The following is a 25657-nucleotide window of genomic DNA, read 5'->3' on the forward strand; positions in this document are numbered from 1 at the left end:
CGGCCGGTGCCTCGGCGCAGTCTGGAGCACCCTCGAGCGCGTGATTCCGGCCACGGAAACGGGGCGTGAGGCGTGTGGACGAGGCTTATTTATCTCGCGTGTTTATCTCGCGTGCGCGCGCGGGCCCGTCGGAGTGCCCGGTGGGCGTCCGGAACTTTGGCCGCCGCCTGCGGATCGGTAGGATCACGGCCATGCCCCGCCCCGCCACGTCCGACCGCTCCCGGCCGGGGTGCTGACGGTGTCGGTGCTCTGGACGCTCCTGATCCTGCTCGCCACGGCCGCGCTCACGCCGCTGCTGGACCGGGTGCTCGGCCGCGCCGCCTGCTGGGTGCTCGCCGGGCTGTACCTCGTGGCCACCGCGACCCTGATCCCGGCCGCCTCGGCGGTCCTCGCCGGCGCCGGCGACGATCCCGCTGCTGTGTTCACGATGCCGTGGGCTCCGCAATGGGACATCGATCTCGCCCTGCGCGCGGACGGCGTCGGCATCGTCTTCGCCATGATCGCCCTGGTCATCGGCGCGATCGTGCTCGCCTACTCGGCGCGATACTTCGAGCCCGGGCGCCACCTCAGCTTCTCCCTGGTGATGGTGCTGTTCACCCTGTCGATGGTGGGCCTCGTGCTCGCCGACGACCTGGTGCTGCTGTTCATCACCTGGGAGCTCACCTCGATCGCCTCCTTCCTGCTGATCGCCCGCTCGGGCAGCGCCGGCCAGGCCGCCTCGATGCGCACGCTGCTGATCACCTTCCTCGGCGGCCTGAGCCTGCTGACGGCCGTGTCGCTGATGGTGGTGCGGCTGGGCACCACCTCGCTGCACGAGGTCCTCGCCTCCGATGTCTGGTCCACCGACCCCGGCTTCGCGACCCTGGTGGCGGTGCTGGTCGCCGTCGCGGCCTGCACCAAGTCCGCCCAGTTCCCCTTCCACGTGTGGCTGCCCGACGCGATGGCCGCGGCCACCCCGGTCTCGGCGTACCTGCACGCGGCCGCCGTGGTCAAGGCCGGCATCTTCCTGCTGCTGCGCTTCAGCCCTGCCTTCCACGACGTGCTGGCGTGGAACGTGCTGCTGATCGTGGCGGGCCTGATCACCGCCTTCGTCGGCGGATTCCTCGCCCTCCAGCAGCCGGACCTGAAGAAGCTGATGGCCTACTCCACGGTCAGCCAGCTGGGCCTGATCGTCACCGTCATCGGCGTCGGCACCGAGGCGGCGATCCTCGCGGCGGTGGTGCACACGATCGCCCACGCCCTGTTCAAGTCCGGGCTGTTCATGATGGTCGGTGTGGTCGACCACGCCGTGCACACCCGCGAGCTGCGCCGGATGCCGGCGCTGCTGCGCGCCATGCCGGGCTCGTTCGTCATCACGCTGCTGGGCTGCATGTCGATGGCGGGCCTGCCCCCGATGCTCGGCTTCGCCTCCAAAGAGTCGCTGCTGACCGGCGCCCTCGAGGCCCATGGCCCGGCCTGGGTGGGGTGGACGGTCGCGCTCGGCATCGCCGGGGCGAGCGTGCTCACCTTCGCCTACTGCGCCAAGATCGTGCTCGGCGTCTTCGTCGACGGCCGGGACGAGCACGCGCTCGCCCGCACGGACGGCGTGACGCCGGCCCAGGAAGCCGGCAGCACCGATCCGACCGGGGCGACGGTCCGGGCTGCCGACGCCCACCGTCCCGAGGCGCTGTTCCTCTGGCCGGCCGCCCTGCCCATCCTCGCCGGGCTGCCCCTGGCCCTGTGGGTCGGCGTGCTGGACACCCCGGTCTCCCGGGCGATGGAGGCCGCTCTGGGCGGCGAGCACCACGCTCACCTCGCCCTCTGGCACGGCATCACCCCGGAGCTGGGCCTCACCGCCGGCGTCATCGTGCTGGGCACCGTGATCGCCCTGGTCCGCCGCCCGCTGCTGCCCGCCCTGGAGGCGCGCCCGTTCCCGGTCGACGGCGCCCGCGTGCTGACCGCCGTCGACCGCCTGGCCGAGCGCATCGCGGCCGTCCTGGTCCGCCCGATCGCCTCGGACGACCCGATGCGGCACCTGGGCGCGATCGTGGTGGCCTTCGCAGCGGTCGTGCTGGGCTCGCTAGCGGTGCTGGCCGGCGATCTCGTCCCGCTGGCCCCCGGCACCAATCAGCCCATCGACCTCGTCCTGCTGGTGCTGATCACGGCCGCGGTCGTGGTGGTGTGCACGCGTCACGACCGCCTGGGCGCCGCGGTCGCCCTCGCCGCGATCGGGATCCTGGCGACCGTGCAGATCCTCTCCCTGGGTGCGCCGGACGTCGCCCTGACCCAGCTGCTGGTCGAGTCGCTGACGATCATCGTGATCATGCTGGTCCTCCAGCGCCTGCCCAAGGGCTTCGTGTTCCCGCATTGGCCCCGCCGCCGCGGCTCGATCACCATCGCGGTGCTGGTCGGCCTGGCCGCCGGGGCCGGCATGTTCCTGTTCGTGGGCCGACGGGGCCGCAGCGACGTCGCCCAGTACTACATCGACCACGCCGAGGAGATCACCGGCGGCCACAACATCGTCAACGTGATCCTCGTGGAGTTCCGTGCCCTGGACACCCTCGGCGAACTGTCCGTGCTCGGCATGGCGGGCATCGCGATCGTCGCCGTGCTCTCCAGCATCCGCGACCGGTTCATCGACCCCGACGAGCCCACGGACCATCAGCCGGCCGACGAACCGCAGCTGCGGCCCGAGGGCACCTCGGCCCATCGTGCGATCGACTCCGCCTGGGGCAACGCCGCCGCGCTGCAGCTGATGGTGCGGGTGACGGGACCGATCCTGGCGATCATCTCGGTGATGCTGTTCCTGCGCGGGCACAACGCTCCCGGCGGCGGCTTCATCGCTGCCCTGGTCGGCTCGGCGATCGTGGCGCTGCTGTACCTCTCGACCTCCATGGACCGCCCGATCGGGCCGCCGAAGCTGCCGGTGGTGCTGATCGGCGGCGGGATCGGCGTCGCGCTCGGGGCCGGCTTCCTCGGGTACGCGAAGACCGGGTTCCTCGAACCGCTGCACGGGTACCTGCTGGGGGTCCACGTCTCCACCTCGATGATCTTCGACCTCGGGGTGTACCTGGCGGTGCTGGGGCTGGTGATGATCGCGGTGAACCTCCTGGGCGTCAGCGCCACCCGCGGTGACGTGCCACCGATCGAGGGCACCCGCGAGCGCACCGATGAGGCCGTCGAGGGCGAGCTGTCCGGCCCCCTGGAGACCACCCGCGGCGAACCCGCCCCCCGCCGGCGCCGCGTGGGGATGGGCACCTCCCATCTCACCGCCGGCACCGAACCGAAGGAGCCCGGTCGCCGATGATCCTCAGCCTGACCGTGGCCGTCCTCGTCGGCGGCGGGGTGTACCTGCTGCTGCAGCGCTCCATGGTGCGCGCCGTGTTCGGCATGACCCTGCTCAGCCACGCCGCGAACTTCATCCTGCTGGCCAGCGGCGTCCCCGGATGGCGCGCTGAGCCGCTGACCGATATCTCGGCCCGTCCCGAGATGGCCGATCCGCTCCCGCAGGCCTTCGTGCTCACGGCCATCGTGATCACCATGGCCGTTACCATCTTCATGCTCACCCTGGCGGTCATCGGCCACGACGACGACATGTCTCATCACCCGAAGACCGGCGAGAGTGAGGACTCATGATCCCCGCCGTCGCCCCGTCGCTGCTGCCCCTGTTCGTGGTGATCCCCCTGCTGGGAGCCGCCGCGCTGGTCCTCGTCCGCCGCCATCTCGTCGAGAGCGTGCTGCTGATCGCCGTGCCGGTGATCTCCGGCGTCGGCGCGATCTGGCTGCTGGCGTACCACCGCAGCGAGCCCGTCGTCGCCCACGCCGTCGGCGGCTTCTCGGACGTGCTGGCGATCCCCTTCGTCTCCGATTCATTCAGCGCGCTGATGCTGCTGGTCACCGCGGTCGCGACCCTGGCGGCGAGCGTGTTCCTGCTGCTGACGGGGGAGTCCCACTACCGGTTCGTGCCGCCGCTGGTGCTGCTGCTGACGGCGGGCGTCAACGGCGCCCTGCTCACCGGGGACCTGTTCAACCTGTTCGTGTGGGTCGAGGTCATGCTGATGCCCTCCTACGCCCTCATCGCGCTGACCGGGACCTGGCGGCGACTCGGCATCGGCCGCCTGTTCGTGCTGGTCAATCTGCTCACCTCGACGGTGCTCGTGATCGGCGTGGCCTTCGTGTACGGCGCCGCGGGCACGGTGAACCTCGCGGCGCTGGCCGGCGCCGGCAGCGAGGATCCCGTCACCGCCGCGGCGCTGGCCGTGGTGCTGCTGGCCCTGGCGGTCAAGGGCGGCATGGTCCCGGTCCACTCCTGGCTGCCGCGGGCCTACCCGGCGACCTCGGCGGGGATCATGGGCCTGTTCTCCGCCCTGCACACCAAGGTGGCGCTGTACGCGATCTACCGCATCATCACGGTGACCTTCTCCGACGGGCTGCCGTTTCTGGCCGTGCTCGCCGTCCTCGTGATCGCAACCATCCTGGTCGGTGCGTTCGCCACCGCCGGCGCCTCCCGCGTCCGCACCGCGATGGGTCACCAGATGGTCGCCGGCGTCGGCCACATCCTGCTGGGCCTGGTGCTGCTGACCCAGCTGTCCCTGACCGCCGGCATCCTCTACCTCGTCCACCACGTGGTGACGATGTCGGCGCTGCTGCTGACCACCGGCGCGGTCGAGCACACCTACGGCTCCGGCCGTCTCGACCACCTCTCCGGGCTGGCGCGGCGCGACCCGTGGGTCGTCGGGATCATCGCCCTGGGCCTGTTCAGCCTCGTCGGCCTGCCGCCCACCTCCGGACTGTGGGGCAAGGTGGGTCTGCTCAGCGCCTCGGCGGAGCAGGCCTCCACCGGTGAGGGGGTGCTGGGCTGGGCGGCCGTCCTCGCGGTGGTCGTCGCGTCCGTCGGCTCCCTGCTGGGCCTGCAGCGCGTGTGGCGCGGCATCGCATGGGGCGAGGACATGACCACCTACCGACCCGATGACCCCCGCACCGGCCGTGGGGCAGAGACCCCGCTGCCGGACGAGGTGCGCGTGCCCTGGCGCCTCGCCCTGCCCGGCGCGTCGATGATGGCGCTGTCGCTGGCGATGTTCGTCGGCATCGGCCTCCTGCTGCCGACGGTGGACCTCGCCGCCACGGACCTGCTGGACGTCGGCGCCTACGTGGAGGCGGTGAGGGGCGGATGATGCGGCTGTGGTACACGCTGTCCTACGCGCTGTGGATCCTCGTCGAGATCCTCAAGGGCTCGGTCGAGGTCGCCAAGGGCGTCTACACACCCGGAGTGCACAGCTCCCCGGCGATCGTCGAGTACCGTCTGCGGGCCACCACCGACATCGAGATCGTCGCGATGGCCTCCTCGATCACGATCACCCCCGGCACCCTCGTGGTGGGCACGGCGCACGGCACGGCCGAAGAGCGGCCCAGCCTGTTCGTCCACGCCCTGTTCGCCACCTCCCGTGAGCAGGTGCTCTCCGACCTCGCCGAGATGGAGGAGCGGCTGCTGCGCGCCACCCGCGGGCGGGGCGGGGCGGATGCCGCCCTGCATCCCCGCCGCGGCGGACTGGCCGACGAGCGCTACGCCGATGGCCGGGAAGCACGTCGCATCCACGACAGCGGGGGCCGCAGCGGTGACCGGGAGCAGGGGCAGGCCCCGCTCGCGACCGGCTCGGAGGGGTCCGACCCCTCGGCGGCCGGCCCGTCGGCGACCGGCCCGACGGCGGGCGGCCCGACGGCGGGCGACCCGTCGGCGACCGATCCCTCGGCGACCGATCCGGAGGAGGAACGATGACCATCGTCCTGTGGCTGACCACCGCGATGCTGGGTGCGACGATCCTGGTCGGACTGTTCCGCATGGCCACCGCCCCGGACCCCGCCAGCCGTGCCGTGGTCGGTGACCTGGTGTTCTTCTCCGGCGTCGGCGTGATCATCATCGTCGGCCTGATCAAGGAATCCGCCGCGGCGGTGGACGCGGCGCTGATCGCCGCCGTGCTCGGCATCCTCTCGACCGTCGCCCTCGCCCGCATCCTCACCAGGGGGCAGCGATGAGCGCCGCACTCGATCTCGTCGTGACCGTCGTGACCGCCGTGCTCCTGCTCGGCGGCGCGTTCTGGATGCTCACGGCCGCCCTGTCGATGTTCCACGCCCGCGACGCCCTCAGCCGCATCAACGTGCTCTCCCCGGCCACCGGCCTCGGGCTGCCGATGATCGTGGTCGCCGCGTTCCTGCGCCACACCCAGATCAGCGGCTTCGAGGTCGCGATGCTGGTCAAGTCGATCATCACCGTCATCGCCCTGATCATCGTCTCCTCGATTGCCTCGAACGTGCTGGCGAGGGCCGCCTATCTCTCCGGCTCCCCGGTCGACCCGCGCACCGCGCCGCAGGATCTCGCTCGCGCCCCCGGTGAGGGCGAGCAGACCCCGCACACCGAGGTGCGCCCGGGTGAGGAGATGGGGCCCGACGGCCGGTAACACCCGGGTGACGTCTGTCCACAGCCGCCGTCGGGGCCCGGCGGGGCCCTCTACTGTGGGGCCATGGTGACGACACTGCCCTACGGCTCCTGGCCCTCGCCCATCACCGCCGAGCAGCTCGCGACCGGCGGGACCAGGCTCGGCGCCCCGCGCCTGGTCGGCGACGCCGTGTGGTGGACCGAAGGCATCGCCACCGAGGGCGGGCGCCAGGCGATCGTGCGCTCGGCAGGAGCGGTCGACGTCGCCGGCCGTGACGACGATGCGGCAGCTGCTGCGGTCACCGTCCTGCCCGCGCCGTTCAACGCGCGCTCACGCGTGCACGAGTACGGCGGAGCGAGCTGGACCGTCGTCCCCGGCGCCGCCGGGACAGGCTCCGAGCCCCCGCTGGTGGTGTTCGTGAACTTCGAGGACCAGCGCGTCCACGCCGTCCGGGAGGGCGAGCAGCCGCGCCCGCTCTCGCCCCTCGGCCCCGAGGTCGATTCCGCCCACGGGCCCTCGCTGCGCTGGGCCGACCCCACACCGGTCACCCTGGCCGACGGCACCGTCGAGATCTGGTGGATCTGCGAGGACCACACCGGTGGTGACCAGGGCCCGCGCGCCGATGCCGACGGCGCACCCCACATCGAGCGCTACGTCGCGGCCGTGCCCCTGGACGGCTCGGCCGCCGAGGACCCGTCCGCCGTCCGGCGCGTCACCCCGGCCTCGCGGTTCGTCGCCCATCCGCGCATCAGCCCGGACGGGACCCGGGTCGCCTGGCTGAGCTGGGAGCACCCGCAGATGCCGTGGGACGGCACCCAGCTGCACGTGGCACCGCTGGCCGGAGGCAGTGCGGGCACCGGTGACGTGATCGCGGGCGGTCCCGAGACCTCCGTCCTGCAGCCGGAATGGCTCGACGACCAGTGGCTGATGTTCGTCTCCGACGCCTCCGGCTGGTGGAACCCCTGGACCTGGTCGGCCGAAGCCGGCGCCCGGCAGGTCCTCGAGCTCGACCAGGAGTTCGCCGGGCCGATGTGGACCCTCGGCAGCACCTGGTACCAGGTGCTCGACGCCGACCGGGCTCTCGTCCAGTACGGTCGCGCCGCCGCGAACCTCGGGGTGCTGAGGCTCAGCACGGCCGAGCTGACGCCGCTGGAGTGCCCGCTGACACAGATCAGCGCCGCCCTCGTGCGCGCCGACGGGCTGGTGGTGCTGGCCGGGGCATCGCCGACGCAGTTCGCCGCGATCCACACCGCGCGACTCGAACTCGCGGCCGGCCACGGTGACCGGCCCGCCGCCGCGACGGATCCGTCGACGGCCCCAACGTCGGCGGGCGATGGTCCGTCGGCCGTCCTGTCCTCGCTGACTCTGCTGCGCTCCTCGCGCAACGACGCCCCGGACCCCGGCGCCCTGCCCGTCGGCGAGAGCATCGAGGTTCCCCTCGCCGAGGGCGGTGTCGTCCACGCCATCGTGTACCGGCCCCGGCAGGACGGCATGACTGGCCGCGAGGGAGATCTGCCGCCGTTCATCGCTCGCGTCCACGGCGGTCCGACCGGGCACGTCCCGCCGGTCCTCTCGCTCCCGGTCGCGTACTACACCTCCCGGGGCCTGGGCGTGGTGGAGGTCAACTACGGCGGCTCGACCGGCTATGGCCGCGCCTACCGCAACCGTCTGCGCGGGCAGTGGGGCGTGGTCGACGTCGCCGACACCGTCGCCGTCATGGAAGATCTGGTTTCCCAGGGAATCGCCGACGGGAAGCGACTGGCGATCGAGGGCGGCAGCGCCGGCGGCTGGACCACGCTCGCGTGCCTGACCCGCACCGACACCTTCGCCGCGGGCGTCTCCAGCTTCGGCGTCGCCGAGCTCGAGAAGTTCCGCCTGGACACCCACGACTTCGAGTCGCGCTACATCGACGGCCTCGTCGGCCCCTATCCCGAGCGCCGCGACCTGTACGTCGAGCGCGCCCCGCTCAACCACGTCGACGAGCTCGAGGTGCCGGTGCTGCTGCTCCAGGGCGACGAGGACCGGATCGTGCCGCCCAGCCAGTCCGAACTGTTCCGTGACGCGCTCGCGGCCAAGGGGATCCCGCACGCCTACCTCCTGTTCGAGGGGGAGCAGCACGGGTTCCGCAAGGCGGAGTCGATCATCCGCGCCACCGAGGCGAGCCTGTCGTTCTACGGGCAGGTGCTGGGATTCAGCCCGGCGTGCGTGCCGGTGCTCGAGCTGCAGCGCGACTGAGGGCGGCGGGATGAGCATGGGGCCAGAATCCGGGCAGGGACCGGGTGGCACGGGATCAGGCGCATGGCCGGGTTCAGGAGGCGGACCGGGCGCAGGGGCGGGTCCGGGAGGCGGACCGGGCGCAGGGGCGGGTCCGGGAGGCGGACCGGGCGCAGGGGCGGGCTCGGGAGCGGTGTCGCGCCCCGTCGCGCAGCCGCTGCGACCGGCCACCGCCGCCGTCGTGGTCGCGGCGGCTCTCGTGGTCGCCATCGCCGCCGGGCTGGTCTTCGGTCTCAGCGAGAGGCCGCTCATGGCGTGGGCGGCTGGCTCGATGGCCCGCGAGGTGGCCTGGGTGCTGACACTGATGGGGCTGTGGGCTCTCGAGGCCGGCCTGTCCTTGGCCTTGCTGATCCTGGCCATCCTGGTGGTCGTCAGGGGCGCCGCGAACCTGCGCCGGGGCGGGATCTTCATCCTCGTGGCGGCGGCGATGGGGCTCTTCGGGATGTTCGGCCTGTCGTTCGAGACCTACGGAGATCCCCCGGGCCTTTCCACGGTCGAGATCGTCTTCACGGTTCTCGAGGTCCTGGGCGGGCTCGTCCGCATCGCGCTGCTGCTGGCCGGCGTCGTGATCATGGTGCGCGGCGTCCAACGGCTCCGGCGAGAACGCGGCGCACGGCCACGAGCCTGACCCTGCGCCACTCATCGACCGCCACCCCGCTCGGCCCATCGTGACGAGTGGCACATCGCCGGGCGTCCGGCTACCGTGGTCGACGGCGTGCGGCGGCCGACGGACCCACCGGCAGCGGCGCCAGGCAGGTCTCGTCGTCGCCGGCGCACGAGCCCCTTTCCTGCCGCGACGCGATGCGAAGGAGCTCCCATGGATTCCCGGACGACGCCGAGCAGCGACGAGAACCCCGAGGCCGGAGCAGTCGGCCGCGGGGGAGAGCCCGGTGGCGGTGACACGTCCGCCACCGGCGGCGATGCCGGTCGCGCGGGTGCCGTCCGCGGCAGCGGTCCCAGCTCCAGCGGCGGCCGCCTCCGCCGCGCCGGACTCACCCGCCGCGCGGGCCTGGCCGGCACCGCGCTGGCGGCCACCGCCACCGCCGTCGGAGTGCCGATCGCCGGCTGGGCGAAGGGCGATCCCGCTCCGCACAAGGACGAGCCCTCCTCTCGCTCGGCCCTGGCCGCACCGGACTGGAGCCGCGGGAAACCCCACCGCCATCCCTGGGACCGCCAGCGATCGGGCAGGACGCTGCGAGAGGCCGAGCCCGGCTCCGTCGGCCTCGACGCCGACTCGCTCGAGGAGCTGCCCGCGATCATCCGCGCCGGCCTGGACCACGATCCGCCCCGCTTCTCCGGCGCCTCGCTGCTGGTCGCCTCCCAGGCGGGCATCGCCTATGAGCACGCCGACGGGTACGCGCTGCGCTGGAAGACTGCGACCGAGCAGCTGCCCGAGGATCAGTGGATCGAGGCGCGCAGCGACACGATCTACGACCTCGCCTCCATCTCGAAACTGTTCACCGCCACTTCGGTGATGCAGCTGATCGAGCAGGGCGAGCTGTCGCTGGAGGACACGGTCGCCTCGCATCTGCCGGCCTTCGCCGCGAACGGCAAGGCCGACGTCACCGTCCAGCACCTGCTCACCCACGTCGGCGGCCTGCCGCCCTTCATCAACCTCTACTCCTCCTACCCCGACGTGCCCTCGCGGCTGGACGCCGTGCTGACGGTCGCACCGCAGGCCCCGCCCGGCACCGAGTACGTCTACAGCGACCTCGGCCTGATCACGCTGGGGCTGATCGTCGAGAAGCTCGCCGGGCAGAGCTTGGACGAGTACGTGCGCGAGCACATCACCGAGCCCCTCGGCATGCACGAGACCATGTACAACCCGCCCGCGGAGCTGCGCCCGCGGATCGCCGCCACTGAGTACATCGACTACTACGGGGAGCTCGTCCACGGTCACGTCCACGACGAGAACGCCTACTCGCTCGGCGGCGTCGCCGGGCACGCCGGGGTCTTCTCCACCGCCCGCGACCTGGCCGTCTTCGGGCAGATGTTCCTCGGCGGCGGGCGCTACGGGAAGGCCGAGATCCTCTCCGCCCAGACCGTGCAGGAGATGTTCACCGACCGCATCGCCGCGGTCACCGGGGTCGGCGGTGCCCGCCGCGGCCTCGGCCCCGAGCTGGAGGCCTGGTACTACCACGCAGGCCTGACCAGCCCGTATAGCGGGGCGCACACCGGCTTCACCGGCACCTCGCTGGTGATCGACCCGCTGACCGACACCATCGTCATCATGCTCGCCAACTCCGTCCACCCCACACGCGAGTGGTCCTCCACCTCCGCCACCCGGCGGGAGGTCTCCACGTGCGTGGCGGGTGCCCTGGGCATTGTGCCGACGAAGCTGCGGGAGGGCTGGAGCGCTGGCGCCGAGGACGATTCCACGGCGACCCTCACGGCCGGCCTCGATCTGGGCAGCGGCGGGGCCCGCAGCCCGGAGCTGGTGCTGGATCTGTTCGCTCATCTCGAGACCGCGTACGACGTGCTGTCGGTCGAGGCCTCGCAGGACCAGGGCTCGAGCTGGTACCCGCTGGCCGGGACGCTCGAGGCCCGGCACGAGGAACCGGTCGACGTGCCCGACGGCCAGATCACCGGCTGGGGCCGACGCCAGCAGTGGACCGGCACGTTTCCCCTGGTCGACTCAGCGGGAGAAGTGCTCGGCGACGAGGTGCAGATCCGGCTGACCGTGACGACCGACGGCGCCACCCGCGGGCTCGGTGCGTGGGTGGGCCGGATCCGGGTAGTGGACGGGCACCACGAGCTGCTGGACACCGATCGTGCTGCGGACCGTGAGGTGATCGTGGCCGACGGGTGGGTGCTGGGGGAGTGAGCTGCCCGGCGGCGGGTCGCTCGGCATCTCCGCCTGACGGTATCGGCATCTCTGCCGGACCGCAGCGGGCGGGGCCTGGCTGCAGCGGGCGGGTCTCAGGCGTCGGCGGCCAACGCCCGCTCGATGTCGTCGGCGATGTCGGCCGGCTCCACCTTTGGTCCGTAGCGGGCGATGACGGCGCCGTCGCGGCCGACGAGGAACTTGGTGAAGTTCCAGCCGATCTCACCGGCGGGGATATCGCCGTGCGGACCGGCGTGCGAGCTGGTCAGCCACGTGTACAGCGGGTGCGCGTCCTCGCCGTTGACGTCGACCTTCGCGAACATCGGGAACTCGACGCCGAAGTTGACGGAGCAGAACTCGGCGATCTCGGACTCGGTGCCCGGCTCCTGGTGCATGAACTGGTCGCAGGGGAAGCCGAGCACCACCAGGCCGCGCTCATGGAAGCGGGCGTACAGATCCTGGAGCCCTGCGTACTGCGGGGTGAAGCCGCACTTGCTGGCGGTGTTGACCACCAGCGCGGCCGACCCGACGTAGTCGGCGAGGTTCTTGTCCTGCCCGGTGATCGTGCTCGCGGTGAAGTCGGCAAGAGTCGTCATGAGTCCATTGTGGACCTCTGAGATGTGGGCCTCACAGGGCTGGCCGGGCCGGGTGGTGCGGCCTCACGTCCGGGCCGGCGCCGGAGGTGTGACGGCGCCAGTTCTGTCGCGGCGCGCCCGGGTGTCGGTCGCTGCTCGTGAATGGTTCCTCCACAATGCTCATTCGTCCACATTATTCGGTGCTGGCTGGCGCAATTCGTTATGAGTGTCTAATTGCGGCTGATCGGAGCGTGCAGAGAGGGGGCGATGTCCGGCCGGCCGGCGTGAGGCGATGGCGCCGATGTGTGCTCCCCCTCGGTCACCAGCGGTGACAGTGCTGGGGGTGGGCGACTATGTGGCACGCAGAAAGTGTGGAGGAATCGTCGCAAAAAGTTGTCCACATTCCGGGGAACGAGGTTTCGATACGTGGTGATGCGCGAGAGGATGGAGCTATGTCCACATCACAGCAGTCACCACCTCCGGGAGAGGGCCCGACCGCGCAGCAGCCCCCGGGCCCGCCACGGTCGGTGGCTGCTGTGCGCGCCGCTGGTCTGGCGGGTCTTGCAGATCTGCTGGCCGATGACGGCTTCATCCTCGAATCGATCGCCACCGATCCGCGTCGGCTGTTCGAGGTCGGTACCCAGGAGCGAGCGGTGTTCACCAACCTCCTCGCCACGATCCAGGAGGCACGCAGCGCCCTGGATGCTCTGGAGGCGCGCACCGTCGTCGCCCTCGGCAAGGCGACCACACGGGATCTGATCGCCGCCGCCCGCGACAGCACGGCGCACGAGGATGCGGTGCTGCCTCCGATGGAGCGCATCAACCGCCAGTCCGATGCGGCCACGCGCCGGGACCTGTCGTTGATGACCCGGCGGTCCCCTGCAACTGCCGGCCGGACGTTCTCGGCGGCGCGACGCATGGTGGCCTCGATGCCCGAGATGCTCTCCGCGATGGGATCGGGCAAGGTCACCGCTCAGGTCGCCTATGCCACGGCGGACGCGATGTCGCCCATCGACGAGGATCAGCGCAAGACCGTCGATGCCATCCTCGGCGAACGCCTGCCGGACCTGGACGGGGCCGGGGTGCGTCAATGGCGCCGGGAGGTGGCCGCCGTGGCCGAGCACATCGACCCCGATGGGACGACGTACCGCCACACCAAGGCCCGCAAGGAACGCTGCGTGACGTTCACCCCGGGCGAGCACGGGATGGCGACTGTGAGTGCGCGACTGCCTGCGATCGATGCCCGTCTGGTCCACAAGCGGCTCTCGCTGGAGGCGGAGCGGCGCCGCGCCGAAGCCGACGGCACCCTCAGCCCCGGCGAGAACCACAGCACTCTGATGGCCGACGCCTTCACCGAGACTCTGCTGCGCCGTGAGGGCGGCATGGAGCCGGTGACCCTCGACGTGGGGGTGATGATCACCGACCGCGCCCTGTTCAACTCGGATTGCGGCGACGCCGCCCAGATCGAGGGGTACGGACCGGTGCCCGCCGAAGCCGTCCGGGCTCAGCTCCGGGCCGCTCTCGCCGAACCCCGCCAGCCTGCTGATCTCGCCGGGCCCGGCCAGGAGCCGCCCGATACCGCGAGCATCGACCGGGACCCGCTGGGACCGGACGGGCCCGCCCTGCGCGCTGTCATCCGCCGGCTGTACACCCACCCCACCTCCGGGGAGCTGGTCGGCGTCGAATCCAGGGCGCGCGAGTTCCCACCTGCGATGCGCCGGTTCCTCAGCTGGCGCGATACGTCCTGCCGGGGGCCGTTCTGCAATGCCGCCGCGCGACAGCGGGACCACATCACCCCGCATGCCGAGGGCGGGCCCACCAGTATCGACAACGGCCAGGACGTGTGTGCGCACTGCAACCAGAAGGAGCACGACACCCGCTCCGTGGTGCGAACCGCCGATCCTGAGCGCCCGGGCCACCGCGTGACCTGGACCGGCATGGCCGGCACCAGCCGCACCACCACGCCCAGTCCTCTCGCCCCGCTGCAATCACTGCCGGTTCCTACTGTCGGGGCCGACGGGGCCGACGGGGCCGACGGGGCCGACGGGGCCGACGGGGACGGCGGGGACGGTGAAGATGGTGGCGACAATGCTGAGGGTGGCAGTGGGGCCAAGAGCGGCAATGGGGCCGAGAGAGGCCATGGGGCCAAGAGCGGCAACACAGTTCCTGCCGACCGAGGTTCCGGTCCCACAGCATCCGGCAACCAGCGGTCACAGCCGTCTCCGGGCGATGTCACCGCAGCCTATGAAGCCCTCCATCGCGCCGGGCTGTTCGATCCTGAACGGCCGGCACCTCGGAAGCGGCGGAAACCACGCGGACGTCGTGCCCGGCAGGACCGAGCTAACCGACAGGAGCGAGGAGAGCGCCGATCACGTCGGGACCGACGAGAAAGTGCCGAACGATGAGTCGCGCGGCGGCGTCGATCTCGCCTGGCTGCGGCCCGATCGGACTACACCCCGTCGGCCGCCAACCGGAGTGCCACCTCGGCCGCCCCGTTCATCACGCCCGCTTCCTGCACGCATCGCGCGAACAGCCAGCGGCGCGTCCGCTGCGGATCCAGCCCGGCCAGATCAGACATGCGATCGGCGAACTCACCGGGCTGAGAGGTGAGGCGCTGCGGGTCATTGAGCATGTGCTGGAGGACGTCGTAGTGCGGGTCACCGACATATGGCTTGGGATCGATCAGCACCCACTGCCGTTGCCTGCCCTCTCCTCGCGCCAGAACGTTCGACGGGTGCAGGTCGGTAGCCAGAAGCACGGGCTCACCGCCCCACTGCCGAGGCAGCTCACGGAACAGCGCCAGTCCATGGTCGACAAGATCGTGGGGCAGAGGTGAGATCCCGTCGTCGGCGCGCTGCTGGGCGCTGTCCGCCCACCACGCACACATGTGGGCCAGCGGCCGGAACTGCGCTGCGTCGGACGGGGAAGCGATGACACTCGGCGACTCCCACATGCGTCGCAGGAGATTCGCGACCACCTCGTCGCGCTCCGGCCAGGTCAGCAGTTCCGCGAGTGGGATACCAGGCCGAATGCACTCCATGAGCAGCAGCGATGTCTCTCCGCGGCGCTCACTGTGCACCACCTCTGCTGCGCCGCGTCCCTGCCACAGGGCCATCCCTGGGGCCTCGTCGCGCGCCTCCTCGTGGGCCCACGCCACCTTCAGCACCAGCTCCGCGCCATGGCCGTCGCGCACCGGTGCCACCCACGCCGCCGACCCACCGGGGGAGAAGGGCGTCGAGACCGACAGCGACCATTCATCGAGCACCTCGTCGACGATGCCGGGCAGTCCGGAGCGCCAGGCGACGACGCCCGGCTCCTCGTTGTCGGCCAGGAGAGGCGGCAACGGGTATCCAGCGATCAGCGGAGGCGGGTCGGGGGCGTCAGTGGCACGGTCGATCCTGGAGGGACCGGTCATGACCATCTCCTGTGAGGACGAGGACGAGGAGGACGAAAAGCGAGCGCGAGAGCGGAGGCGGGGCGCACACCGAGCCTGCACCTGGGGACATATCGCGCCGGCGCAACCGGCCGACCCGTACAGCCCCGGCGGCTAACATTCTTCCGTGAAACCGTTCGTGCTGATCGCCACCCGCCCCGAGGACGACGTCGCCTACACCGAGAAGGAGTCCGTCCTCTCCTTCACCGGGCTGGACGAAGGTGATCTGATCTGGGCGCGACTGGACCGTGACCCGTACCCCGAGCTGGCGGCAGCGGACATCTCCGGGATCATCCTCGGCGGCAGCCCCTTCACCGTCTCCGATCCGGAGCAGACCAAGTCCGAGGCCGAGAAGCGCGCCGAGAAGGAGATCTTCCGGGTGCTGGACCAGGTCATCGCCGAGGACATCCCCTTCTTCGGCGCCTGCTACGGAATCGGCACCCTCGGCACGCACCAGGGCGCTGTCATCGACCGCACCTACGGGGAACCGCTCGGGGCCATCGACGTGACGCTCACGGCCGATGGCCGCCAGGATCCGCTGATCCAGGAGGCAGGACTCGCCGAGTCCTTCGTCGGGCTCGTCGGGCACAAGGAAGCCGTCCATACGCTTCCGGATCACGCGACGCTGCTGGCCACCGGCAACGCCTCGCCCGTGCAGATGTTCCGCGTCGGCACCCGCCAGTACGCCACCCAGTTCCACCCCGAGCTCGACATCCCCTCGATCATCGACCGCGCCCGTGCCTATCGCGACCATGGGTACTTCTCGCCCGACGAGATGGAGGACATCTTCGCCGCGCTCGAGAGCGTCGAGGCCGACGAACCCCCGAAGCTGCTCCGCGCCTTCGCGACGCTGTTCGCGCGCTGAGCCGTGTCCGCGCGCTGAGCGGTGTCCGTCCGCTGAGCCGTGTCCGCCCGCTGTGCCCGGCTCCGTTCCCGGCCTGCGCACCTCTGCTCAGGTAAGGTCCGCACCGTGCCCCGATTCACTCGCGAGCAGGTCCGACGCCGCCAGCTCGTCGCGGGCGGGCTGGTGCTGTGCCTGGTGCTCGTCCTCGGCGGGTGCACAGCCGTCCTCATCGGCGCTCTGCGCGGAGGGGGCGGGGCAGCCACCGAACCGGAACCCTTCCAGGCCGACGACGCCGCCATGACCGCACCCGTGACCCCGCCCGACGCGCCGGCGCGTGCCCAGTTGCCCGACGGGGTCGAGCTGGCCGAGGACGAGATCATGGGCCTGGACGTCTCCGCACATCAGCGGGAGATCGACTGGAGCCAGGTCGCCGCCGACGGCTACGGATTCGCCTACATCAAGGCCACCGAGGGCACCGGCTTCACGGACTCCCGGTTCGCCGAGAACTGGGACGGAGCCCGTGCCGCAGGAGTCACCCCCGGCGCGTACCACTACTTCACGCTGTGCTCACCGGGGGCCGACCAGGCCGCGGACTTCCTGGCCGCCGCACCGCCGGATGACAGTGCGCTGCCGCCCGCGCTCGACCTCGAGTTCGACGGCGCGTGCCAGCAGCGGCCCGAGGCGGCCGACGCGCAGGCCGAGATCGATGCCTTCACCGCCGCCGTCGAGGAGGAGTGGGGTCGGCGTCTGGTCATCTACTCCTCCTCCGAGTGGCGTGAGCACTACGGACTGCCGGTGACGGATTCGCGGCCCGACTGGCTGTTCTCGGAGACCAGCAGACCAGACCGGGCGGACTGGTCCGTGTGGTAGCTGCGCTTCGACGGCGAGGTCTCAGGCATCGAGGGCGGCGTCGACATCGACGTCGCCCGGATCGAGACGCTCCGCGAGCACGCGTCGATCCCCGCGGGCGAAGGGGAGCTGACCCACGAGCCCGAGGACGGCTGAGCCCGCGCGCACCACGGACCCGGTTGCCGATCGGTCGCGGTCCGTCGGCGGCGCCCCGCGCCGGGGCATGCTGCCGGCGAGGCCCTCAGTTCGGCAGGTCGTGGTTGACGGCGGTCTCGCGGTCGATGGCCGCGACGAGCTCGTCCAGGATCGTCGTCCAGTGCTCGAGCAGCCCCTGCCGTTCGGCCGCGCCCAGCAGGCGCTCCTGATGGATGGCGACCGTGGTGCCGCCCGAGGCCTCCAGCAGGGTCACCTGGAAGACGGTCTCGTGATCGAGGGTCGGCGGCGTCCAGCGCACGCGCACCCGTCGGCCCACGTGGCAGCCCACCACGCGGCCGCGGGTCTGACCGTCGTGACGCATGGGGGCGCCGACCATCTGCGGGACGTTCTCGACGCCCAGCCACTGCGGCAGCCACTCGGCCAGCAGCCGGCGCCAGACGTCCTCGAGCGGGGCGGAGAGAGTGCGGCGGACGCCGAGCTCCCACCCGGCGTCGCGGGTGAGGCCGGTGGGTGGGGGAGTGATCTCGGTCTGCATAAGACCACGGTAGGGCGGCCGACGGGGGCTCGGGAGGCCGCCACCCGAGCCGTCCACAGGTGTTCGATAACTGGTCGCCGGGGCGTCACCGCACGTCGACGTCAGCTCGCTCCGCCGCGCGAGGTGTCGGCGCGCTCCTGCATGCTGGGGAGATGGTCGATCCCGTGCTCCCGCTGCGTGCAGTACGCATGCACGCCCTCTCCCCGGCGGACATGGGTGAGTGGCCCGCGACCCTGCCGCCGATGGAACAGCTGCTGACCCAAGGACTGGAGTTCGGCCGAATCACGGTGCTGACCGGGGACAACGGCGCCGGCAAGTCCACCGTGGTCGAGGCGATCGCCGGCGCCTACGGGCTCAATGTCGAAGGCGGCGGCACCGGAGCCATGCACTCCACGCGCGCGACCGAGTCACCGCTGGTCGACCACCTGCAGCTGGTGCGCGGCGCGGGTGCGTCCAAGAAGGGGTTCTTCCTGCGCGCCGAGACCATGCATTCTCTGTTCACCTACTACGAGGAGATCGGCGTGGGCGGCGTGATGCACGAACGCAGCCACGGCGAATCGTTCCTGGAGATCGTCTCGGAGCGGTCGCGTATCGGCGGGCTCTGGCTGCTGGACGAACCCGAATCCGCGCTGTCCCTCAGCGGATGCCTGGCGCTGCTGGGACTGGTGCGCGACCTCGTCGCCGGCGGAGCGCAGATCATCCTGTCCACGCACTCACCGGTCCTTGCCGCTCTGCCCGGCGCTGATCTGTACGAACTGGGCCCCTGGGGCATCCGAGCCGCCACCTACGACGACCTGGATCTCGTGCGCACGTGGCGCAGTTTCCTGGAGTCGCCCCAGCGATTCCTGCGTCACCTGGGCTGATACCACCGGGGCCGTCGAGCGCTGTTCTGCTGCGCGTTCACGGCTGCAGACGGTGACGCTGCCAGGCGCCGTCGGCCGCGCGGTCGTACGCGATCCGATCGTGGAAGCGGTTCTCCCGCCCCTGCCAGAACTCCATCCGCTCCGCGAGCACCCGCAGGCCGCCCCAGAACGGCGGGCGGGAGACCTCATGGCCCTCGAAGCGGGCCTCGACCTCGTCGTACTGCGCATCGAGAGCGGCACGCGAGGCGATGGGCCGTGATTGGTGGGACGCCCACGCGCCGAGCTGCGCGCCTCGCGGACGCTGCGCCCAGTACGCGTCGGACTCCGCGTCGGAGAGGTGGCTGACGGCCCCTTCGATCCGCACCTGTCGCTGCATCGGGTACCAGGGCAGCAGCAGGGCGGCATGCGGCGCCGCATCCAGCTCGGTGGCCTTGGGGGAGGTCAGGTTCGTGTACAGCACGAACCCCTCGCCGTCGTGTCCCTTCAGCAGCACGGTCCGCGACCGGGGGCGGGGGCGGCCCATCGCATCCATCGCCACGGTCGAGAGCACCACGGCCGACGGGTCGGTCAGGTCGCCCTGTTCATCGCGCCGGGCGAAGGCCTCGTCCATCCAGATGTCGAACAGCGCCAGCGGATCCGACGGAGCATCATCGGCCAGCGATCCGGCCAGATAGTCGTGACGCTCGCCCGCCAGGCGCCCAGCGGGATCTTCGTTCATGTCCTCGACCTTCGTCTCAGAGGCCGCCGGCGCCCGCTGAGGCCGCGCGGCGGACAACTATGTCGTGCCCCTGATCCTAGGACGTTCGTCGCCGGCCCCGATGGGCGGCCTTCGGCCCGCGGGGATCTCCGAGCGGCCGCGCGGTCCGGATCGGCCGGAACTCCCCGGCGCGGGCCTTGGCGGCTCGGACGCTGCGGAGGGCCTCGAGGTCACCCCAGGCCGCGGGCAGGGGGCGATACTCGATGAACTCATGGTCGGCGGCACGGGTTCGGCTGGTGGCGATGGTCGCGTTCTTCATGACTCCACTCTGGTGATGGCCGGGGAGGCCCCGCGTCCGCCGGCAGGAGCGGAGCCGTCCACCCACGGACGGACCTCGGTGGCGGACCGGTGGGAGCCGCGGCGGACGACCACGAGCACGACGGTTGGCATTCCCACGTCGGATGACGGCCGGGCAGGCTAGCCTGCCGTAGTCACGGAACACTCGAATGACGTGGAGGGGCCCTCAATGGCGCACGCGGGCAGCAGACGGCGGCCGTTCGTCGTCGCCGCGATCGTGGTGCTCGCGCTGCTGCTGGCCGGCGGTGTCGTCATCGCGGCGCTCGCCGTTCGCGCCGATCCGGCGGTGGGTGACAGCCGCCCTCCCGGCACCGTGGTCGGCGACCAGGCTCCCCGCGGCACCCGGTTCGACCCCGCCCGCATCGGGCAGGACTCGCTGGTGTGGGCCACGGCAGAAGGCGGTGAGGTCAGCGTCAGCGTCAACCGGGCAGAGAGCGTCACGGCGGATTCTCCCGACATCGATCCGGGCTGGAAGGGCCCGGCCAAGTGTCGGGAGTACTTCATCATCGAGCTGACCGTCGCCTACGAGGGCGAGGGCACGTGGGAGCCGGCCTCCGAGCTCCTCGTCCAGCGCATGGCAGGGCCGTTCGCAGCCCACGGCGCCGACCCGGGCCTGGAGATCCTGGCGCACCCGCTGCTCGTGCCCGGCAAGGCCCTCACCGACGGCGAGTCGCGCACGGGCACGGTCATGTTCTTCGGGCCGGGCGACGCCACGGGAAGCGGCAACCTCGTCATCAGCGTCGACGACGGCCGACCTCTGCACGTGCGCAGCGACCCGCAGGACTCGCAGACAGGATGCTGAGACAGCCCGGCGCTGCGCGGCGTGATTGACGTCTCACCGCCCCGGTGCCACGCTGTACGGCGGCTGTGAACGCTCACGGCATGAGCAGGATGTTCCCTGACCGAGCACCATGATCGGAAGTTCATCGATGAAGATGTCACGCCGCACCCTCGTCACCCTCACGGCAGCCTCGCTGCCCGCCCTCGGCCTCGCCTCTGGCGCCCACGCGGCACCACCGGCCGGCCCGCGGACGGAGAGCTCGGAGGCCCTGGCCCGCGCCCGCGTCGCCGCCGACGTGCTGATGCGCGACTACGACCAGCACAAGGCATGGTTCCCCTCGAGCTGGTGGAACTCGGCCGTCGCGCTCCAGACCATCGGCGACTACATGCTGCGCACCGGGGACCGGCGCTACCTGGATCACCTCGACCACACCTTCGAGAGGAACAAGGGCCCGTTCCCTGCCGGGGAGCTCTCCGGCGACGAGCTCTACGGGAACTTCACCAGCCGCGCCATCGACGATTCCGGCTGGTGGGCGCTGACCTGGATCACCACGTACGACCTCACGGGGAACCAGAAGTACCTCGACATGGCCGTGACCATCGGTGACTTCATGAACGACTTCTGGGACCCCAGCACTTGCGGCGGGGGCATCTGGTGGAACGAGGAGCGCACCTACAAGAACGCCGTCACCAACGGCCAGTGGATTCGCCTGACGGCCGAGCTGCACAACCGCATCCCCGGGGATACCACGTGGCTGGAGCGCTCCCGGGCGGCGTGGGACTGGTACCTCGGCAGCGGCATGATCAACGAGGACGGCCTGCTCAATGACGGCCTGACCGACGCCTGCGAGAACAACGGCGACCGCATCTACACCTACAACCAGGGCCTCGCGATCGGCGCCGCGCTCGAACTGTGGCGCGCCACCGACGACCCGGACCTGCTGGAGAAGGCCCGCTACTTCGCGGACTCGGCGCTCGCCGAAGGCGCTCTGGTCACCGAGGGGATCCTCACCGAGTGGACCGACGTGCTGGGGGAGACCACGAACGACAACCACAAGCAGTTCAAGGGCATCTTCCTGCGCTACCTGATGGACCTCGCCGACACCACGGGCGATGCCCGGTACCGCGACGTGGTCGCCACCCAGGCCGCCACGATCTGGGAGCAGGACCGCAACATCGCCGACCAGCTCGGTGTGCGCTGGGCGGGGGCCAGCACCGAGGAGTCCCCGAACGTCTTCGACTGGCGCGCCCAGGCCAGTGCCCTCAGCGCCCTGATCGCCGACCTCCCCGAGGACGGCGTGGACCGGTCGCTGTCCGCCTCCCTCGCCCAGGCTCCCGTGGTGATGCCCGACGGCGAGCCCACGCAGATCCAGCTCGACCTGAACGTCGCGATCACCTCAGCGCACGCACGGCGGGTGCACGTGCGCCTGGAGGCGCAGGGGCCGGACGGCTGGGAGCTGGAGACCGACGAGCGGGTCACGCTGGACGTGCCGAAGAGCGCGCGGGACGGGCAACCGGTGAGCGCCGTGGTCCCGGTGACCGTGAGCCTCCCACCGGACGCTCCCGACGGGAACCACACGGTCTCGGTGACGGCGTCGGCACCCGGCGGGCTGACATTCACCGCCCGGGCGGACGTCGTCGTCGCACGCACCATCGACTTCGACGCCGGCACGATCGACGATGCGCCGTGGCTGTGGGATGCCGGGGGCTCGGGCGTGACGATCGAGCCCGGCCGGTTCGCCGACGGGGACAGCTACTTCATCTACCGCTTCCCGTTGCCCGCCAGCACCACATCGGCCCAGCTCACGCTGACGATCAGCAACCAGTATCTGGTCGATCTGGGCCCGGACGGCGAGAGCTGGTCACGCGTGCTGACCGAGGACGAGCAGATTCGGGATGCCTCCAATCGGGCGGACCACGTCCTCGATCTCGGCCCGTACCTCGAGGGGGAGGACAAGGACGTCTACCTGCGGGTATCCGACGCGTTCCCCGAGGACGGCTGGGGAGGCCAGGTCCACCATGTCAGCGTGGAGTACGGCGCCTCCTGAGGGGAGGGCGGCGATGACGGGCGGGCTGCTCTCGGTGACCGTCCCTTCGGTGCTCCGGCGATGACGGGAGAACCGCGGCTCGAGACCGACCGTCTCCTCCTGCGCCCGTGGCGCCCGGAGGAAGCAGGCGTCCAGCGTCAGCTGTGGAGCGAACGGGATCCGCGCGTCCCGCCGCACCGCCGGATCGATGCGGATGGCCACCCCACCGTCGCCGAGCTCGAGGACGCCATCCGGCGTCGTGCGGAGCGCCCGGGCCTCGGCCTGCTCGCCGTCGTGCCGCGCGCCACGGGCGAGGTCGTGGGCTACTGCGGCCTGACCGACCCCGAGCCCCGAGGGGAGCGACGGCCCGAGCTCGCCGTGGAACTGCTCGCGCGTGAGCACGGTCAGGGATACGCGACCGAGGCCGGTGCAGCGGTTCTGGAATGGGCGTGGGCGGCGGGGCACTCCCGGCTCTGGGCCACGGTCTGGGACTGGAACGCGGCCTCCCGACGCGTTCTGGAGAAGCTCGGCTTCGTGGAGATCGAGCGCTCCGGGCGCGTCGGGGAGGCGACGCAGCTGGTGATGACCGTGACGCCCTGAGCGTCATGGGTCTTGGGTCCTGCGCCGGCCGCCATTTGTTGTGCGTCGGCTCCAGGCACGGCCCAGTCCCTCACCGCACCATGCGGATGTCCCTCAGATTCCCCAGGTGCTCCTCGACGTGGGCGGCCCCGTCGGCGGCGAAGCCGAGCTTCTCGTAGAACCGGCGGGCGCGAGGATTGTCCTCGGCGACCCAGATGCTCGCCGGGCCCTCGCCGATCACGGACTCGGCCAGGGCCCGGCCCAGCCCGCTGCCGAACCAGGCCTGCTCGATGTACAGCAGCGAGAGCTCGCGCTCGCGGACCGGCTCCGGATCTCGAGAGGGCCAACTCGCCGCGAGACCGACGGGAAGGCCCGCGCCGTCGCGCCCGACCCGGTAGATGCCCTGCGCATGCGCGGGTGTTCCCGGCGTGAGCCACGTCCGCCACTGCGCGGTACGGCGGTCTATGGCCGGCCGGCCGAAGAACTCCTCGCCCTCGAGCAGATGCCCGTAGGCGACCCGCCACCCCCGTACATGCACCCGCGCGAGTGCCGGGGCGTCCTGTGGGCGGGGAGTGTCGATCGAGAAGTGGCGGTCCGGGGTCGGCGCGGTGGGCATACCTGAAGTCTGCCTCGCGTCGGGCGCCATCGCGTCGGCCCCGTCGTGCCGGGACTCATCGCGTCAGGCCCCACCGTGCACCTCACATCATCATGGTCGACTCATCGACCTCCATGCGCTTGTTGGGCACGCAGTGGGTCATGGTCAGCCCCTCGACGTCGCGCGGCCCGTTGTGGCCGAGGTTGCGCAGCCGCTCCTGCTCCTCGTCGGTGAGGGTCTGGGTCACCAGCGGCTCGAGATCCTTGACGTCGTCCACGGTGATGCCCAGGCCATCGCCCACTCGGCGACCGTACTCGTCGTCGGCCAGGTAGAAGTGCCAGACCATCCGCTCCTGGATGTGGCGGTCGCACTGGGAGAGCGCCCCCACCAGGTTGGTGATCAGGTCCTCCTTCTCCCAGTCCTCCTGCAGATGGAACCGCTCGCCGGCCTGCTTGTAGTCGTTGGTGCGCGGGATCGGTGACCGGGTCAGACGCCCGGAGACCTCCGGGCCGACGCTGGCGTGGTACCCCGAGCTCCGCTCCGTCTCCCGCAGGCCGCCGGTCACGGTGGGTTCGTAGTTCACGCTCGTGTTCTGCACCGGATCCGTGTCCACGTGGTACGTCATCTGACCATCGCGCTGATTGGTCGCGACCCGCACCTTCGGCTGATTCACCGGCAGCTGCAGGTAGTTCGGCCCCACCCGGTGGCGCTGGGTGTCGGAATAGGAGAACGTCCGGCCGATCAGCATCTTGTCGTCGGAGAAGTCCAGGCCGTCCACCAGCACGCCGGTGCCGAAGGAGATCTGCTCGCTCTCGGCGAAGAAGTTGTCGGGGACGCGGTTGAGCACCATGCGGCCGACGGGCTTGGGCTCGAACTGCTCCTCCGGCCAGACCTTGGTGTCATCCAGCGGGTCGAAGTCGAGCTCGGGGTGCTCGTCGTCGGACATCATCTGCACCCGCAGCTCCCACTCGGGGTAGTCGCCGCGCTCGATCGCGTCGTACAGGTCCTTGGTGTGGTACCCGAGCTCCTGGGCCTGGATCGTGCTGGCGTCCTCGGCCGTCAGCGAGGAGACGCCGAGCGTGGGGATCCAGTGGTACTTCACCAGTACCGTCTGCCCGTCGGCGTTGATCCACTTGTAGGTGTTCACGCCGAAACCCTGCTGCGTGCGGTAGCTCGCCGGGATGCCGCGCGGACTGAACAGCACCGTGACCATGTGCAGCGACTCGGGCGACTGGCTGAAGAAGTCGAAGGCGCGGTTGGGGACCGACGCCTGGTTGGTGACCGGGTCCGGCTTCTGGGTGTGGATGAAGTCGGGGAACTTGATCGCATCGCGGATGAAGAAGACGCCGAGGTTGTTGCCGACGAGATCCCAGTTGCCGTCCTCGGTGTAGAACTTGATCGCGAATCCGCGCGGGTCCCGGGCCAGTTCCGAGGAGTCGCGCCCGCCGGCGACGGTGGAGAAGCGGATGGCCAGGTCGGTGCGCTTGCCCTCGCCCTGGAACACCTTCGCGCGGGTGAAGTTCGAGATCGGCTCCTCGCCCCATCTCCCGTAGGACTCGAAGTAGCCGTACGCGGTGGCGCCGCGGGCGTGGACGACCCGCTCCGGCACGCGCTCGCGATCGAAGTGGCTCATCTTCTCGAGGAACTGGTAGTTCTCCATGGTCGCCGGACCGCGCGCGCCCACGGTGCGCATGTTCTGGTTGTCGTAGACGGGGTGGCCCTGACGATCCGTCAGCGCGGCCTGCGACGGGTCTCCTGCCGGCGGGCGATGTTCGGTCATGGCTGCTGGCCTCCTTCACGAGCGGTCCCGGGCGCACCCCGGACGGCCGTGGCGGGCACGCCCTGCGAGCACACCG

23 protein-coding genes are annotated in these 25657 nt (G+C 71.0%); 16 read left to right on the forward strand and 7 right to left on the reverse strand.

Going from position 1 to position 25657, the window contains the following annotated elements; genetic code table 11:
• The first annotated feature begins 244 nt into the window (after positions 1-244).
• The 9 genes from ACFQRJ_RS15655 (at position 245) to ACFQRJ_RS15695 (ending at position 11511) form a co-directional block, all read left to right on the forward strand.
• Positions 245-3286, forward strand: coding sequence for a DUF4040 family protein (locus tag ACFQRJ_RS15655; RefSeq protein ID WP_377020148.1), 3042 nt, complete (start codon positions 245-247; stop codon positions 3284-3286).
• Positions 3283-3615: a sodium:proton antiporter gene (locus ACFQRJ_RS15660; RefSeq protein ID WP_377020149.1), complete on the forward strand. Its 333-nt coding sequence runs from the start codon at positions 3283-3285 to the stop codon at positions 3613-3615. The genes ACFQRJ_RS15655 and ACFQRJ_RS15660 overlap by 4 nt, the downstream gene beginning before the upstream one ends.
• Positions 3612-5153 carry a proton-conducting transporter membrane subunit gene (locus ACFQRJ_RS15665; RefSeq protein ID WP_377020150.1) on the forward strand — a complete coding sequence of 514 codons (1542 nt, stop codon included), beginning with the start codon at positions 3612-3614 and terminating at the stop codon, positions 5151-5153. The genes ACFQRJ_RS15660 and ACFQRJ_RS15665 overlap by 4 nt, the downstream gene beginning before the upstream one ends.
• Positions 5153-5755, forward strand: coding sequence for a Na+/H+ antiporter subunit E (locus ACFQRJ_RS15670; protein ID WP_377020151.1), 603 nt, complete (start codon positions 5153-5155; stop codon positions 5753-5755). Before ACFQRJ_RS15665 ends, ACFQRJ_RS15670 begins: the two co-directional genes overlap by 1 nt.
• Complete coding sequence (locus tag ACFQRJ_RS15675; RefSeq protein ID WP_377020152.1) at positions 5752-6012, forward strand: monovalent cation/H+ antiporter complex subunit F; 261 nt, start codon at positions 5752-5754, stop codon at positions 6010-6012. The genes ACFQRJ_RS15670 and ACFQRJ_RS15675 overlap by 4 nt, the downstream gene beginning before the upstream one ends.
• On the forward strand, positions 6009-6434 hold the full coding sequence (locus ACFQRJ_RS15680; RefSeq protein WP_377020153.1) for a cation:proton antiporter: 426 nt from the start codon (positions 6009-6011) through the stop codon (positions 6432-6434). Before ACFQRJ_RS15675 ends, ACFQRJ_RS15680 begins: the two co-directional genes overlap by 4 nt.
• A 63-nt stretch (positions 6435-6497) precedes the next feature.
• Positions 6498-8648 (forward strand): prolyl oligopeptidase family serine peptidase, encoded by a 2151-nt coding sequence (locus ACFQRJ_RS15685; protein WP_377020154.1) that lies wholly within the window; start codon positions 6498-6500, stop codon positions 8646-8648.
• A gap of 172 nt (positions 8649-8820) precedes the next feature.
• The gene (locus ACFQRJ_RS15690) at positions 8821-9315 is read left to right on the forward strand and encodes a hypothetical protein (RefSeq protein WP_377020155.1); all 495 of its coding nucleotides are present in this window, start codon (positions 8821-8823) and stop codon (positions 9313-9315) included.
• Between the two features lie 189 nt (positions 9316-9504).
• On the forward strand, positions 9505-11511 hold the full coding sequence (locus tag ACFQRJ_RS15695) for a serine hydrolase domain-containing protein (RefSeq protein ID WP_377020156.1): 2007 nt from the start codon (positions 9505-9507) through the stop codon (positions 11509-11511).
• Positions 11512-11606: 95 nt separating this feature from the next.
• Here the strand turns inward: ACFQRJ_RS15695 and ACFQRJ_RS15700 are convergent, their stop codons facing one another.
• Entirely contained in the window at positions 11607-12107 is a 501-nt protein-coding gene (locus tag ACFQRJ_RS15700) for a glutathione peroxidase (protein ID WP_377020157.1), read from the reverse strand.
• Positions 12108-12538: 431 nt separating this feature from the next.
• Between ACFQRJ_RS15700 and ACFQRJ_RS15705 the strand changes: the two genes are divergently transcribed.
• The gene (locus ACFQRJ_RS15705) at positions 12539-14491 is read left to right on the forward strand and encodes an HNH endonuclease (RefSeq protein ID WP_377020158.1); all 1953 of its coding nucleotides are present in this window, start codon (positions 12539-12541) and stop codon (positions 14489-14491) included.
• 44 nt (positions 14492-14535) lie between these two features.
• Here the strand turns inward: ACFQRJ_RS15705 and ACFQRJ_RS15710 are convergent, their stop codons facing one another.
• The gene (locus tag ACFQRJ_RS15710) at positions 14536-15501 is read right to left on the reverse strand and encodes an aminoglycoside phosphotransferase family protein (RefSeq protein WP_377020159.1); all 966 of its coding nucleotides are present in this window, start codon (positions 15499-15501) and stop codon (positions 14536-14538) included.
• Positions 15502-15646: 145 nt separating this feature from the next.
• Here ACFQRJ_RS15710 and ACFQRJ_RS15715 point away from each other — a divergent pair, with 145 nt between their 5' ends.
• Both ACFQRJ_RS15715 and ACFQRJ_RS15720 read left to right on the forward strand, forming a co-directional pair.
• Entirely contained in the window at positions 15647-16384 is a 738-nt protein-coding gene (locus ACFQRJ_RS15715; RefSeq protein ID WP_377020160.1) for a glutamine amidotransferase, read from the forward strand.
• Between the two features lie 105 nt (positions 16385-16489).
• A complete protein-coding gene (locus ACFQRJ_RS15720; protein ID WP_377020161.1) occupies positions 16490-17233 on the forward strand; it encodes a GH25 family lysozyme in 744 nt (247 codons plus the stop codon).
• A gap of 220 nt (positions 17234-17453) precedes the next feature.
• On the opposite strand, the gene ACFQRJ_RS15725 is transcribed toward ACFQRJ_RS15720, so the two are convergent.
• Positions 17454-17903 carry an SRPBCC domain-containing protein gene (locus ACFQRJ_RS15725; protein WP_377020162.1) on the reverse strand — a complete coding sequence of 150 codons (450 nt, stop codon included), beginning with the start codon at positions 17901-17903 and terminating at the stop codon, positions 17454-17456.
• A 152-nt stretch (positions 17904-18055) separates the two neighbouring features.
• On the opposite strand from ACFQRJ_RS15725, the gene ACFQRJ_RS15730 reads away from it, so the two are divergent.
• Positions 18056-18766: an AAA family ATPase gene (locus ACFQRJ_RS15730; RefSeq protein ID WP_377020163.1), complete on the forward strand. Its 711-nt coding sequence runs from the start codon at positions 18056-18058 to the stop codon at positions 18764-18766.
• Between the two features lie 37 nt (positions 18767-18803).
• Here the strand turns inward: ACFQRJ_RS15730 and pdxH are convergent, their stop codons facing one another.
• The gene (gene pdxH, locus ACFQRJ_RS15735) at positions 18804-19484 is read right to left on the reverse strand and encodes a pyridoxamine 5'-phosphate oxidase (RefSeq protein ID WP_377020164.1); all 681 of its coding nucleotides are present in this window, start codon (positions 19482-19484) and stop codon (positions 18804-18806) included.
• Between the two features lie 76 nt (positions 19485-19560).
• A complete protein-coding gene (locus ACFQRJ_RS15740; RefSeq protein ID WP_377020165.1) occupies positions 19561-19782 on the reverse strand; it encodes a hypothetical protein in 222 nt (73 codons plus the stop codon).
• Positions 19783-19989: 207 nt separating this feature from the next.
• Here ACFQRJ_RS15740 and ACFQRJ_RS15745 point away from each other — a divergent pair, with 207 nt between their 5' ends.
• The 3 genes from ACFQRJ_RS15745 to ACFQRJ_RS15755 all read left to right on the forward strand — a co-directional run bounded on the left by ACFQRJ_RS15745 (position 19990) and on the right by ACFQRJ_RS15755 (position 23227).
• Positions 19990-20622 (forward strand): hypothetical protein, encoded by a 633-nt coding sequence (locus ACFQRJ_RS15745; RefSeq protein WP_377020166.1) that lies wholly within the window; start codon positions 19990-19992, stop codon positions 20620-20622.
• Positions 20623-20749: 127 nt separating this feature from the next.
• On the forward strand, positions 20750-22648 hold the full coding sequence (locus tag ACFQRJ_RS15750) for a glycoside hydrolase family 76 protein (RefSeq protein WP_377020167.1): 1899 nt from the start codon (positions 20750-20752) through the stop codon (positions 22646-22648).
• Positions 22649-22708: 60 nt separating this feature from the next.
• Positions 22709-23227: a GNAT family N-acetyltransferase gene (locus ACFQRJ_RS15755; protein ID WP_377020168.1), complete on the forward strand. Its 519-nt coding sequence runs from the start codon at positions 22709-22711 to the stop codon at positions 23225-23227.
• Positions 23228-23297: 70 nt separating this feature from the next.
• Here ACFQRJ_RS15755 and ACFQRJ_RS15760 read toward each other — a convergent pair whose 3' ends face one another.
• Together ACFQRJ_RS15760 and ACFQRJ_RS15765 are read right to left on the reverse strand one after the other, a co-directional pair.
• Entirely contained in the window at positions 23298-23822 is a 525-nt protein-coding gene (locus ACFQRJ_RS15760) for a GNAT family N-acetyltransferase (RefSeq protein WP_377020169.1), read from the reverse strand.
• Positions 23823-23904: 82 nt separating this feature from the next.
• On the reverse strand, positions 23905-25581 hold the full coding sequence (locus ACFQRJ_RS15765; RefSeq protein WP_377020170.1) for a catalase: 1677 nt from the start codon (positions 25579-25581) through the stop codon (positions 23905-23907).
• Positions 25582-25657 lie beyond the last annotated feature (76 nt).

Source organism: Brachybacterium sp. GCM10030252 (genome assembly GCF_042666535.1).
In the GTDB taxonomy this organism is placed as follows: Bacteria; Actinomycetota; Actinomycetes; order Actinomycetales; family Dermabacteraceae; genus Brachybacterium.

What these genes read in the sequence shown, in the direction of transcription:
- ACFQRJ_RS15660 (WP_377020149.1), top strand. Translation starts at nt 3,283, where the DNA reads ATGATCCTCAGCCTGACCGTGGCCGTCCTCGTCGGCGGCGGGGTGTAC.
- ACFQRJ_RS15665 (WP_377020150.1), top strand. Translation starts at nt 3,612, where the DNA reads ATGATCCCCGCCGTCGCCCCGTCGCTGCTGCCCCTGTTCGTGGTGATC.
- ACFQRJ_RS15670 (WP_377020151.1), top strand. Translation starts at nt 5,153, where the DNA reads ATGCGGCTGTGGTACACGCTGTCCTACGCGCTGTGGATCCTCGTCGAG.
- ACFQRJ_RS15675 (WP_377020152.1), top strand. Translation starts at nt 5,752, where the DNA reads ATGACCATCGTCCTGTGGCTGACCACCGCGATGCTGGGTGCGACGATC.
- ACFQRJ_RS15680 (WP_377020153.1), top strand. Translation starts at nt 6,009, where the DNA reads ATGAGCGCCGCACTCGATCTCGTCGTGACCGTCGTGACCGCCGTGCTC.
- ACFQRJ_RS15685 (WP_377020154.1), top strand. Translation starts at nt 6,498, where the DNA reads ATGGTGACGACACTGCCCTACGGCTCCTGGCCCTCGCCCATCACCGCC.
- ACFQRJ_RS15695 (WP_377020156.1), top strand. Translation starts at nt 9,505, where the DNA reads ATGGATTCCCGGACGACGCCGAGCAGCGACGAGAACCCCGAGGCCGGA.
- ACFQRJ_RS15700 (WP_377020157.1), bottom strand. Translation starts at nt 12,107, where the DNA reads ATGACGACTCTTGCCGACTTCACCGCGAGCACGATCACCGGGCAGGAC.
- ACFQRJ_RS15705 (WP_377020158.1), top strand. Translation starts at nt 12,539, where the DNA reads ATGTCCACATCACAGCAGTCACCACCTCCGGGAGAGGGCCCGACCGCG.
- ACFQRJ_RS15710 (WP_377020159.1), bottom strand. Translation starts at nt 15,501, where the DNA reads ATGACCGGTCCCTCCAGGATCGACCGTGCCACTGACGCCCCCGACCCG.
- ACFQRJ_RS15725 (WP_377020162.1), bottom strand. Translation starts at nt 17,903, where the DNA reads ATGCAGACCGAGATCACTCCCCCACCCACCGGCCTCACCCGCGACGCC.
- ACFQRJ_RS15730 (WP_377020163.1), top strand. Translation starts at nt 18,056, where the DNA reads ATGGTCGATCCCGTGCTCCCGCTGCGTGCAGTACGCATGCACGCCCTC.
- pdxH (WP_377020164.1), bottom strand. Translation starts at nt 19,484, where the DNA reads ATGAACGAAGATCCCGCTGGGCGCCTGGCGGGCGAGCGTCACGACTAT.
- ACFQRJ_RS15740 (WP_377020165.1), bottom strand. Translation starts at nt 19,782, where the DNA reads ATGAAGAACGCGACCATCGCCACCAGCCGAACCCGTGCCGCCGACCAT.
- ACFQRJ_RS15745 (WP_377020166.1), top strand. Translation starts at nt 19,990, where the DNA reads ATGGCGCACGCGGGCAGCAGACGGCGGCCGTTCGTCGTCGCCGCGATC.
- ACFQRJ_RS15750 (WP_377020167.1), top strand. Translation starts at nt 20,750, where the DNA reads ATGAAGATGTCACGCCGCACCCTCGTCACCCTCACGGCAGCCTCGCTG.
- ACFQRJ_RS15755 (WP_377020168.1), top strand. Translation starts at nt 22,709, where the DNA reads ATGACGGGAGAACCGCGGCTCGAGACCGACCGTCTCCTCCTGCGCCCG.
- ACFQRJ_RS15760 (WP_377020169.1), bottom strand. Translation starts at nt 23,822, where the DNA reads ATGCCCACCGCGCCGACCCCGGACCGCCACTTCTCGATCGACACTCCC.
- ACFQRJ_RS15765 (WP_377020170.1), bottom strand. Translation starts at nt 25,581, where the DNA reads ATGACCGAACATCGCCCGCCGGCAGGAGACCCGTCGCAGGCCGCGCTG.